15 protein-coding genes are annotated in these 11,453 nt (G+C 37.4%); 5 read left to right on the forward strand and 10 right to left on the reverse strand.

Translation table 11 applies throughout. The features are described from left to right. Window positions 1–436, reverse strand: a 436-nt coding sequence (locus tag ACTS4L_RS06655; RefSeq protein WP_440651838.1) for a helix-turn-helix domain-containing protein, incomplete at its 3' end; no start/stop codon positions are given. A 299-nt stretch (window positions 437–735) separates the two neighbouring features. On the opposite strand from ACTS4L_RS06655, the gene ACTS4L_RS06660 reads away from it, so the two are divergent. Beyond that, a complete protein-coding gene (locus tag ACTS4L_RS06660; RefSeq protein WP_440616425.1) occupies window positions 736–1,005 on the forward strand; it encodes a hypothetical protein in 270 nt (89 codons plus the stop codon). 11 nt (window positions 1,006–1,016) lie between these two features. On the opposite strand, the gene ACTS4L_RS06665 is transcribed toward ACTS4L_RS06660, so the two are convergent. After that, window positions 1,017–1,622 carry a hypothetical protein gene (locus tag ACTS4L_RS06665; protein ID WP_440616426.1) on the reverse strand — a complete coding sequence of 202 codons (606 nt, stop codon included), beginning with the start codon at window positions 1,620–1,622 and terminating at the stop codon, window positions 1,017–1,019. Window positions 1,623–1,916: 294 nt separating this feature from the next. Between ACTS4L_RS06665 and ACTS4L_RS06670 the strand changes: the two genes are divergently transcribed. The 3 genes from ACTS4L_RS06670 to ACTS4L_RS06680 are packed head-to-tail and all read left to right on the forward strand — an operon-like array spanning window position 1,917 to window position 3,435. Beyond that, a complete protein-coding gene (locus ACTS4L_RS06670; RefSeq protein ID WP_440616428.1) occupies window positions 1,917–2,291 on the forward strand; it encodes an antitoxin Xre/MbcA/ParS toxin-binding domain-containing protein in 375 nt (124 codons plus the stop codon). Continuing rightward, window positions 2,278–3,015 (forward strand): RES family NAD+ phosphorylase, encoded by a 738-nt coding sequence (locus tag ACTS4L_RS06675; RefSeq protein WP_440616429.1) that lies wholly within the window; start codon window positions 2,278–2,280, stop codon window positions 3,013–3,015. The genes ACTS4L_RS06670 and ACTS4L_RS06675 overlap by 14 nt, the downstream gene beginning before the upstream one ends. A 15-nt stretch (window positions 3,016–3,030) precedes the next feature. Beyond that, window positions 3,031–3,435, forward strand: coding sequence for a transposase (locus tag ACTS4L_RS06680; protein WP_440616431.1), 405 nt, complete (start codon window positions 3,031–3,033; stop codon window positions 3,433–3,435). Here ACTS4L_RS06680 and pdxT read toward each other — a convergent pair. From pdxT to ACTS4L_RS06700, 4 genes are all read right to left on the reverse strand, one after another. Further along, window positions 3,432–3,977, reverse strand: coding sequence for a pyridoxal 5'-phosphate synthase glutaminase subunit PdxT (gene pdxT, locus ACTS4L_RS06685; protein ID WP_440616433.1), 546 nt, complete (start codon window positions 3,975–3,977; stop codon window positions 3,432–3,434). The two genes, ACTS4L_RS06680 and pdxT, sit on opposite strands and share 4 nt — an antisense overlap. Before the next feature lie 9 nt (window positions 3,978–3,986). Continuing rightward, window positions 3,987–4,862, reverse strand: a complete 876-nt coding sequence (gene pdxS / locus ACTS4L_RS06690; RefSeq protein WP_440616434.1) for a pyridoxal 5'-phosphate synthase lyase subunit PdxS — start codon at window positions 4,860–4,862, stop codon at window positions 3,987–3,989. Between the two features lie 334 nt (window positions 4,863–5,196). Then, window positions 5,197–6,657 (reverse strand): IMP dehydrogenase, encoded by a 1,461-nt coding sequence (gene guaB, locus ACTS4L_RS06695; protein WP_440616435.1) that lies wholly within the window; start codon window positions 6,655–6,657, stop codon window positions 5,197–5,199. Between the two features lie 102 nt (window positions 6,658–6,759). Next, window positions 6,760–6,927 (reverse strand): hypothetical protein, encoded by a 168-nt coding sequence (locus ACTS4L_RS06700; RefSeq protein ID WP_440651840.1) that lies wholly within the window; start codon window positions 6,925–6,927, stop codon window positions 6,760–6,762. A 135-nt stretch (window positions 6,928–7,062) separates the two neighbouring features. On the opposite strand from ACTS4L_RS06700, the gene ACTS4L_RS06705 reads away from it, so the two are divergent. Further along, window positions 7,063–7,707 carry a helix-turn-helix domain-containing protein gene (locus tag ACTS4L_RS06705; RefSeq protein WP_440616437.1) on the forward strand — a complete coding sequence of 215 codons (645 nt, stop codon included), beginning with the start codon at window positions 7,063–7,065 and terminating at the stop codon, window positions 7,705–7,707. Here the strand turns inward: ACTS4L_RS06705 and ACTS4L_RS06710 are convergent. The 4 genes from ACTS4L_RS06710 to ACTS4L_RS06725 all read right to left on the reverse strand — a co-directional run bounded on the left by ACTS4L_RS06710 (window position 7,691) and on the right by ACTS4L_RS06725 (window position 11,424). Beyond that, window positions 7,691–8,683: a VUT family protein gene (locus ACTS4L_RS06710; RefSeq protein ID WP_440616438.1), complete on the reverse strand. Its 993-nt coding sequence runs from the start codon at window positions 8,681–8,683 to the stop codon at window positions 7,691–7,693. The genes ACTS4L_RS06705 and ACTS4L_RS06710 overlap by 17 nt on opposite strands. 14 nt (window positions 8,684–8,697) lie before the next feature. Next, window positions 8,698–9,684, reverse strand: coding sequence for a VUT family protein (locus tag ACTS4L_RS06715; RefSeq protein ID WP_440616439.1), 987 nt, complete (start codon window positions 9,682–9,684; stop codon window positions 8,698–8,700). 77 nt (window positions 9,685–9,761) lie between these two features. Next, window positions 9,762–10,595 (reverse strand): NADPH-dependent 7-cyano-7-deazaguanine reductase QueF, encoded by an 834-nt coding sequence (gene queF, locus ACTS4L_RS06720; RefSeq protein WP_440616441.1) that lies wholly within the window; start codon window positions 10,593–10,595, stop codon window positions 9,762–9,764. A 58-nt stretch (window positions 10,596–10,653) separates the two neighbouring features. Next, window positions 10,654–11,424, reverse strand: a complete 771-nt coding sequence (locus ACTS4L_RS06725; RefSeq protein ID WP_440616442.1) for a phosphodiester glycosidase family protein — start codon at window positions 11,422–11,424, stop codon at window positions 10,654–10,656. Window positions 11,425–11,453: the final 29 nt, after the last annotated feature.

Raw genomic sequence — 11,453 nt, forward strand, 5'->3', positions numbered from 1 at the left:
CATAGTAAGGATGATCGGCACAAAGACTTAGCTGAAAGTCCTTGAATGAATGCATCAGCCACAGATACCAGCGTGATGCAGTGTCTCTTGATATGGCATATTGTTTAGCGACAGCATTGACACTGATCCCTTGCAATAGCAATAAAAGCACTTGTAATTGTAAACACCAAAAATACCAACGGTACAAGGCAATAGGTGATGGCATAATCGAATAGGTTTGCTTGCAGTGACTGCATTTAAAGCGAATAATATCAATCGGATTACGATCGCTCTGATGTTGATCGCGCCCTGAAATCTTTCGTTGATAATAACCATTTTGCCAAAAATGATGACAGCCACAATTTTGGCAGGCATGTGGCTTTAAAAGTTCTGGATTGTATCGAACATGGTAAGTATAATCTTCAAGGGATGAGTAGTCTTTGATGATTTGAGTCATTGTCAGTGAGCTCGTTGATTAAATGTGAATGCATCTTAATCAATCTAATCAAGCAGAGCTACTCATCTTGCTCTAAAAATAACCTTCTTTAAAAATCTTGCTGATATTAGGCATTCTGGTAAACAATGATGAAACTATACAAAGTATTGGTCATCCCACGCTTTGTGCGCATAAGGAGCGCTGAAACTACGCATTCAGTGCGAGACAAAAACAGCAGTTAAGAGCCATATAAAGTTGGACGTAACACCATCCTGTTAAATGTCATTTTCATCAGTAATATCTATACCTTAGTATTGCCTATGTGGATCACAACATTAGGCTACGCGATGATTCGTCCAACAGCAAGTGCAGGGGCTATCTCAAGTGCACCGCATCACATCACAGGGTCAGCCGCTGCATTATTCAACTTCATGTCCTTCCTAGGTGGAGCCATGGCAACTTTTTTATTGACACAATTTACGATGACGAGCATTCATTTCGCGACATTTGTACTAGCAATTGGATTACTTGCCGTTATTTGTGCACGCCATGCACACAAAGGACATTCATTTGAACTTGTTACTGCGTAGACCACAGTCAATTAAAAACGGATAAAAAACTTCGCGGTAAATACCACGCCAATATAAGATAATTCTGCACCAAAATTTTTGTAAGCATAATCAATATAAAGCTCAGGAATCGGCAACACTGGTAAATATTTCGCAAAATCTGACATTCGTTGATCATAACCTGAGATTAACCCTAAACGATACCCGACATTCACCTGATTGTTTTGTGATAATTGATTGGTATAGAGATTACGTTGCACTCCAACTACAAAAGCTCGATCACTGAATGAATTAAGCAAAGTGCCAACAAAGATGCTATTGTAAAGACCACCAATCAAATTATTTGACCAACGATCATGCGCGCGACTTTCAGGATTAAAATGCCAAGTAAACATCCCTAAGTAAACGGCGTTATCAGGCTGAGTGCCTTTTAAGAATGTCCAAAAACTCTCGCCTTTATCTGATTTATCTGATTTATCTAAGGAAATCTGTCTTTTATCATTTGACGCATTTGCTTTCTGCGCTGACTCAGGACCAATAGCTGCATTCGCCGATGATGTAGCATGATCAGTATTATTGGCAGCAAAGCTCACGCTCACCAAAGCCAATACAACACACCCAAATAAGTAGTTTCTCACCTTTAACCTCGTTCTAATAAGAAAGCATTAAAAAAAGCAATTCACAATTACAAAAGTAATTCATGAAAATAAGCGCGCATCATCGCAAAATATTGCTTTGTAGTCAATGTACAATAATACGCAATAATGGAGTCAATTCAACACAAAATAGCACTGCATGATTTATTATAATACCCCAAGAAATTTAAACAGCATCTGTTAAAATTTCAAGCAACCCATAAAATGATATTATATTTTACTTTTTCACTTTTTTAAATTATACTTGCTAAAGTAAACAAATAAGGAGTTGCTAAAATGACTGCGGTTAGTGTGACTAATGATAGCTCAATCATTGCAAAGTCTTTAGAGAATGTCTCGAAGTTATATAATATCCCACAATCGGATATCGCACGCATTCTTCATATGAGTAATTCAGCTTTCAGTAAAGCAAAGAAAACTAATTCAAATACCTTTTCACCTGAAACTAGCACTGGAGAACTCGCGTTATATTTTATAAAAGTTATTCGATCACTAGACGCGATATATGGTGGTAATGAAGCAATATGTAAAAAATGGCTGACCAGCAACAATAACGATCTTAGTGACGACACTCCAATGGATTTAATGAAGTCAGTCAAAGGCTTGGTTTTGGTAATGAACTATTTGGACTATTATCGTGGACGAGTTTGAGTTCATCAAAAATCACATTCAACCATGTGAAAGGCTAACAGTTTATAAAAGTATTGAAACACAAAATACTGCTTCAACACTTAAGCTCACAAATGGCAACATCCAAGAACAAGAACGATTAGAACAACTACTTGAGGAAAAGGCTAAGCCCAACACCAAGTATGTTGATCATCATTATTTAATATATACCCCATTCAGATACCCGCCTTTGAAATATGGCTCTAGGTTTGGGTCGATCTATGAAAAGTCACTTTGGTATGGTTCGAGCAATAAAGAAACATCATTGTCTGAATCCGCTTTTTATTTCTTTAATTTTAACCGTCAAGCAAACATAAACGATACGCTTTACTTTGAAAGAACGGTTTTTTCAGTACAATGCAATATCCAAAATTTTCTTGATCTTACTAAAATTAAACGCTTAGACCATAAATTGCTAACTTCTAAAAATAGTTATGCTTACACACAGCAACTATCAAAATCCATGAGGAAAAATAGTATCGAAGCATTTTTATATGAATCAGCACGCTACTCAGGTAACAAAAACTTTGCATCTTACACACCAAATGTTTTCAAGAAAAATTCATTAAAAATTATGCCTACATATATAGGGGTTTTTACGCCAAAAGAAATTACATATAAATCAACCATACATCATGATGAAGTATATACTTATAGTGTTGATGATTTCCTTGATGACTCTAGACTTCCTAAGATACCAAAATGAGCAAAGATATTTTTTGTGGTATTACCTGTTGAATTGCTTGATTTATCAGATATACAAATACTTAATATTTCCCTGCGAGATAGACGTGAGCTAATTATTGAAGGACGAAATAAAGATGATATTCTTAAGTTTTTTAAAAGCATACCTTCCCGCTTACGCAATACTGTTTCAGCTGTCTGTTCTGATTTGTATGAAGGTTATATTAATGCTGCCAAAGAGGTTTTTGGAAACAATATTGTTGTAGCAGATCGCTTCCATGTATCAAAGTTATATCGGAAAAAGCTAATAGATGTGCGTAAAAGTGAGCTTAAGAGACTTAAATCAAAGCTGTCAAAAGAGGAATACCAAGAACTGAAGCCTGCTGTAGCCATCCTATTGTCGTTTATACCAGCAAATGATTGGTCAAATCAATCTTCCTAATGCCGTACTAAATCGATAAAGTATTTATGTATTAGCGAGCTTTGAGATAGCTCAGGGTGAAAAGTTGCTGCCAATATTTTATGCTTTCTAATTAAAACAGGCTTATCTAAATGATAAGACATGACATTTATTTCTTTATCATTAATCGCGCTAATAATCGGTGCACGAATAAAAAAAGCTTCAACTTCTTCCTCTGTCGTGTCAAATTTGACATTTAAAGGGAAAATACCACTTTCTAACTGTCGCCCATAACCATTGCGAATGACGTCGATATCCAACACACCCATTTTTTGTAATAGAATCACACCAGCGCACGTTGCTAAAATTGGAATTTCTTGCATGCGCTTAATCAATGGTTGCCATAGTTGATGTTTCTGTAACAAATAAGTCATTGTCGTACTCTCACCACCTGGCAAAATCAACGCATCAACCTTAGCTAAAGCGGCTTCTGTTTTGACTAAAATACAGTTAATCCCCAGTGATGCAATTTTTTTCTGGTGCGCATCATACGCACCTTGTAACGCAAGTACCCCGATATTCATTACTCGTTACTAGCCTCTAGCTGAAAACATTTCATGCGGTAACAAATGATCACAGTTAATTCCCGTCATTGGCGCACCTAGATCTTCTGAGACTTTAGCAATCACATCTGGATCATTGAAATGTGTTACCGCACTTACAATGGCTTCAGCACGTTTTTTAGGATTATTTGATTTGAAAATACCAGAACCAACAAAAACGGTTTCCGCACCTAATTGCATCATCATCGCTGCATCAGCAGGTGTTGCAATACCACCGGCTGAGAAATTAGGTACAGGCAATTTGCCATGCTCATGTACATATCTTACTAGCTCATAAGGTGCAGCTAGTTTTTTAGCAATCGCCATCAGCTCACCACTATCCGCCATTTGTACTTCTTTGATCTGACGATTTAATGCACGCATTTGTTTTACTGCCTGAATCACATCACCGGTCCCTGCTTCACCCTTAGTACGGATCAAGGCAGCGCCCTCACCAATTCGACGCAATGCTTCACCTAAATTACTACAACCACAAACAAAAGGCACTTTAAAAGCATGCTTATCAATATGGTTTTCATCATCCGCAGGTGTTAACACTTCACTTTCATCGATAAAGTCGATACCTAATGACTCTAAAATTTGCGCTTCAACAAAATGACCAATACGCACTTTTGCCATCACAGGAATACTCACTGCGCTCATAATCTCTTTGATCAGCTTTGGATCTGACATGCGCGCAACGCCACCGTCTTTTCGAATATCAGCAGGAACGCGTTCAAGCGCCATCACCGCAACAGCACCCGCCTCTTCAGCGATTTTTGCCTGCTCTGCAGTTACAACGTCCATAATCACGCCACCTTTAAGCATCTCAGCCAAGCCAACGTTAATCTTTAATCTATCGTTCATGAGCCAATACTCCACTTTTATTTTGAGTTTAAAATAATGTTTATAAATACTGTATCGCGGTAAATTAATTAACGATACATAAAATACCCGCATACAATAGAGCAATTTTAATGCTGATACAATCGCTTAAATTCCAAATCTGCTTTTTTTGTTATTTTTCACTCTTTTTTCTTGATGTCAACCAAGTGGTTACTCAACAAGGTAAGCCTGATCCGTACCCTGAGCGAAGTCGAAGGGATGTACACAAATGACGACGAAACGATCATTGACTTCGACCAACATTAAGCCAATGTTTACATAATAAAATAAGGGTAGAAATAATTGCCTTTATTAGTTATTTCAATTGATAATTTGGTGGCTCTTTGGTGATCATCACATTATGTACATGACTTTCGTTAAAACCAGCACCCGTGATTTTGACAAAGGTTGGTTTGGTATTCATCTCGATAATTGTAGCGCAACCTGTATACCCCATACCAGCACGCAAACCACCGATTAATTGATGAATGACTGCAGCAAGCGTTCCCTTATATGGAACACGTCCTTCAATGCCTTCAGGTACGAGCTTTTTCGCATCAACACTGTCTTGAAAATAACGGTCAGATGAGCCTTTTGCCATAGCACCCAATGAACCCATACCACGATATGACTTGTATGAACGCCCTTGAAATAATTCAACTTCACCAGGTGATTCTTCCGTTCCTGCAAACAATCCACCAACCATAACAACCGATGCGCCTGAGGCAATTGCTTTACAAATATCACCTGAATAGCGAATACCACCGTCAGCAATCACAGGCACACCCAATGGCGCCATCACCGCAACCACATTGGAAATAGCCGTTAATTGTGGCACGCCAACACCCGCGACAACACGCGTTGTACAGATTGATCCTGGACCAATACCCACTTTAACACCATCAGCTCCCGCCTCAACTAAAGCTTTCGCGGCTTCCGCTGTGGCGATGTTACCACCAATAATTTGTACTTTTGGGAAATGCGTTTTTACCCATTTTACACGATCAAGCACGCCTTGCGAATGGCCGTGTGCTGTATCAACAACGATCACATCAACTCCGGCTTCAACCAGCGCCTTGACACGTGCCTCAGTGTCTCCTGCCGTACCTACGGCTGCACCAACCACTAAGCGCCCTAATTCATCTTTACACGCATTGGGTTTATCAATCGATTTTTGAATATCTTTTACTGTGATTAAACCAACGAGTTCATAGCGGTCATTGACAACCAATACTTTTTCAATACGGTGCTGATGTAATAAACGCTGAATCTCATCTTCTTGCGCACCCTCTTTCACCGTTACTAAACGCTCTTTTGGGGTCATAACGCTTGAAATCGGTTGTGTTAGGTCTTTGGCAAAACGAATATCACGCGATGTCACCAAACCAACGAGTGCTTTGCCCTCAACAACAGGCACGCCTGAGAAATGATACTGCTCAGTAATAGCTAACAACTCGCGTATCGTTGTTTCAGGTGAAGCAGTAATCGGATCAATCACCATGCCATTTTCAAACTTCTTAACCTTGCGCACTTCAGCTGCTTGTGCTTTGATTGGCATATTTTTATGAATAATACCCACACCACCCTCTTGCGCCATGGCAATAGCTAAGCGCGATTCGGTTACGGTATCCATTGCTGCGGATACTAATGGCATCTTTAATTTTATTTTACGCGTAAGATGCGTTTCTAATGAAACCTGATGCGGCAATACATTGGAATAACCAGGAGACAACAGCACATCATCAAAAGTGATGGCTTCTTCAGTGATACGTAACATAAATGACCTCGTAATTAAGTTTAGATAAATTTAGACTCGTCTTAATTACAGCGGCATTCTAGCAATATTTATGATGCTTTACTAGCATTGACATTTAATTTTTTATCGAATTTTCTGATCAGAAAAATTGTTAAAACAAAATAAAAATGAAAAAGGCTTTAGCCCCACGCTAAAGCCTTCTTCTAGGAACTTTACCCCAAAAGCTCCCTGCCCCTCATCTAAAGTTTCAATAACCCCCGCTACAAAACTTGAAACCATATTATCGCTCAAAATTTTTATTGTAAAGTAAATTTTAGCTATTTTTACTTATTCAAGTAATTTTTTATCCGAATATACGCTTATCCTACTGACAAACAACCAGAGTTATTGCTATACTTGGCATTCAAATTTGGGAGTCGAAAAACCATGGCAAACATAGTACAACAATTAAGTCATAACATTTTTAACCTTATGCGTCAGCATGGTATCAAGTCAGTCAGTGAGCTTGCCAGACAAGTTGGCTGTTCAGCAACGACTATTTATAACATCACCAGCCAAACCAATAAAAATCCGTCGATTGAAACCATTAAGATGCTTGCAGATTTCTTTGAAGTCAGCATTGATGATTTTGTCCGTCACAATCTTGTCGACAATGCAAACAAACTGAAAAAATCAAGTCGGCTATGCCCCGTGATTACTAAGGCAAATTTAGCACAGTTTATTACTGGTAACTATCAAGATGATGACAGCAAAGTCACTGAAATCGCGAATAATCAGTTATCAACGAATGCCTTTGCTATTGAACTTGATCAAAATATAGCACCCTATCAAACTGGTAATGTTTTGATTTTTGACTACTTAAACTTTGAAGAAATTGCCTTTCCTAGCCTGTGCATTATCAAAAGCAAAAATAACTACACGATTCAAAACATTTATCAAATTGATGGCAATTTATACCTCAAAATAAAACAAGGCATTTTCAACAAAAAAGATATGCTCATACCCCTTGATGATGAATATTCAAATGCTGAAATTATTGCCGCATTAGTTGAAGTTAAGCTTTATCACTAAACACGTTGACACAACGATCTGAGTCAATTTTGAAACCAACAATACCACTGATTTTATTGCTTGGCAGCTCCACAATGTCGGTTTTCTCTAGACGCTTAATATACAATGCAATTTTACTTGAGATAGTACAAACAATGACATCATAAGATAATTTAATAACATACTGAGTCATTATGATGATGAAGATCACCTTTAGTGGTACAACAAATAAGAATACACCAAAAGCAAAAACAACACTATCGATAAAAGTACCAATGGCCGTTGCAATAATAAACCTAACAATAATTCGCCGGCGTTCTTTGCCTTCCTGCAGTCCATGCTTTTCGCGCGAATAATACTTTAATCTTGCAATAATATTGGTATTAACAAATTCGGCAATTACAAAACTAATAAATGAAAAAGCAAAAACCCTAATCACTCCAGCCTCAGAAAAAACCAATTCCCGCACGTAGTTGTGCCCATTAACCGTAGGCAACATCGCCAAGACACTAAGAATTAATAGTGCTATTAGCGAAGTTAACGCAACCGTTGTATAAATTCGCCTAACAATTGAAAAACCATATACTTCAGTTAGGATTGAATCAAATAGAAATGTTAACGAATAAACAAATATGGCACCTGGTGCTGCCAGTGGAATACCACCAATACTCCCTAAGCTAATAATTGTTGAACCCGCTAAATTTGATGCAAAAAAGATGACGGTATAAAGTGAAACAAATAGCAAAAAAACATATTTCTTCTCTTCGAGCGCTGCCAACTTTATATTATTCCTTACCTTACCAAATAGACTTTCTTGCTTGCCTGCATTAAATGCAATTAAGCGCTGATCACTTTCAGAAAATAAATCAATAATGTCATTTTCATTGAGTCTATTAGCTAATCGACTACTACTCTTCTTGGTTAAAGTGTCATAGTACTCAACTGTAAAATTATTTGGGTTAATATTACTGATCTTATAATGTGAATTTTTCCCCATTTCCTTCTCCCTTTTTAGTTATTAACATATGAATTAACACAACGATCTGAATCGATCTTAAAGCCAATAATATGAGTAATTTTATTGCTTGGCAGCTCAACAATGTCGGTTTTCTCTAGCTGTTTAATATACATTGCCAACTTACTTGAAAAGATACATGCAATAATGTCATAAGTAAGCTTAATAACATATTGAGTCATTACAACAATTATAATCATCTGTATTGGTACGACGAATAAAAACACGCCAAAGCAAAATATTAAGCTATCGACCATTGTCCCAATGGAGGTTGCTATCAGAAATCTTGCAATAATACGCTTGCGTTCTTTTGCTTCTTCAAACCCATATTTTTTGCGCGAATAGTACTTTAATCGCGAGATAATGCCTGTATTAATATATTCAGCAACCAAAAAACTGGCAAATGAAACGATAAAGGTTCGTAAAATATCTCCTTTGATAAAAAGCAACTCAGCAATATAATTTTCACCATTATGTGCCGGTAATTTGGACAGCCCATACAAACACAACAAGGCAAATAATGACATTAAAGCAACTGTTGTATAGACTCTTCTAACAATTGAAAAACCATATATTTCAGTCAACAACGAGTCGACCAAAAAAGTTAGTGAATAAACAAAGATTGCCGCAGGAGCTATGATCAACATACCTCCAACACTACCTAAATTAATCAACGTAGAGCCGGTTAGATTTGAGACAAAGAAAATTACAGCATATAACGCAACCAATATAATAAGGCTACTTTGGCGTGTTGTTTTTTGCTTAAATTGCTCGACCAAGCGTTGTTTGCCAAACATTGTATCTTGACGCCCTGCATAAAAAGCAATAATACGCTGATCTGCTTCTGAAAAAAGGTCAATTCTGTCTTGTTGATACAGCTCACTAGCAAGTACAAACGCACCCTTTTTGGTGAGCGTATCGTAAAACTCAACTTTGCCGCTGTTTACGTCAATGTTACTAATTTTATAATGGCTAACTTCCATTTAAATACATTCAAACTTTGAAGTCTGGCAATTATACCTGCTTATAAGGCAAATTAATACCTCCCTTTATTGAGGCATTATTGACGTGCCAAACGTATCTGTTTTTGCTTATTTTGCTCAGCATCAAACATAAAGTTTGCGCGCATTGGGTTGATATCGAGTCCGCCACGGCGTGTATAGCGCGCATAAACAAATAATTTTTCAGGCTGGCAATAGCGCATAATATCGCTATAAATACGCTCAACACATTGCTCATGGAACTCATTATGATCACGGAAAGAAACAAGATATTTCAGCAACCCTTCGCGATTAATTTTGCCTCCTTGATATTCGACCACCACACTACCCCAATCCGGTTGAAAGGTCACTAAACAGTTGGATTTCAGTAAATCACTACTTAGGCGCTCATGTACTTTGATTGTCTGATCTGCAGTTAAAAACTGAGGGTTTGTCGTATATTCGTTGATTTCGATATCAAGCTCATCTATCGACTCTGCTGTAAATTGGTTAGCAATATGACAAGGGTAATCTTTTAATGCGTACAATGTCACAGACACTTCACCATTGGTAGCTTGAGCGAGATCATGCTGCATAATATTAACAACCTCATCATCACTGGCAAAATGTGTACTATTAAAAGAATTTAAATAAAGCTTAAAACTTTTTGACTCAATCAAGCACTCAGAAAGCGCATCAATCTCAAAGATTGCAATGCGCACTTGTGGCTTGCCTTTCATATTCAACCATGAGATTTCAAAGCCCGTCCAAATATCGACACCTTTAAACTCAGGGGTTCCTTTTATCCCCAACTCATCACGCTTTATCGATCGCGGGATCGGAAATAATAAACTGGCATCATATTGTGTTTTATATTCAGATTTTTTACCTAACTCAGAAAACCCTAAATCCATTAGCTTAAACTTAAATGTGATTATTAAGATGGGACTGTATCACAATGTACATAAGCACTCAATCAGCATTTAACGTGAAATACACAACACTTTTCACAGGAATATATTCTGGATAAATCACAGGTGTTATATATTTACGTAAGATAAAAGCCCCCGCCTTACCACCATCAAAATTTACCGCGCGTTTAATATTGATATCAAAGTAATTAGCAAGTGCTTTAACAACATATGCCGCCTGCTGCAAGGTTGCGCTATCAACATAAATCACCATAAGTTTTGAGCTTGTCTGTGCATAAATAATACGTTTGGCAAGTTTATCATCATTGACTTCTTGTATGAGGTTATCTTTAAGCAAAATAGGTCCCACCTGAAAAGCATAGTAAGCATGATGATATGTTTGATCTTTATCTAAGATATTGATGTGACCATGTTGATCAATCGTAATAATTGATGATAACAACGTATTGTTAACCAACGGTAAGCGCAGTTTGCTTTGATCAATCAAAAGACCATTGACAAGAAATCCTTCTTGATAGAAGCCACCATTCGTTGCTAAAAATGCATCCTTTTGAGTTGCTACATCAAGCACACTTTGAACATTATCTTGTGATTGAATCGTGAGTCCCGCTTTATATGCGTCATTATTCAACAACACGACATCGACAAGCAGCGGAAAATGCTTTTTTTTAAGCGCCTCAAAAGCGTAAAACTGCACTTTCTTTGGCACAATACCAACGGATTTTTTTTGCTGAAGCTGCCATCCAGATGCAAATGAGATAATGGAACTACTTAACAGAAGTCCTAAAGCTAAGATACGTTGTAATAACATAGCGATATTAATCTAAATAAATATGCTCA

Source organism: Cysteiniphilum sp. 19S12-1 (assembly GCF_052030685.1).
Lineage (GTDB): Bacteria > Pseudomonadota > Gammaproteobacteria > Francisellales > Francisellaceae > Caedibacter.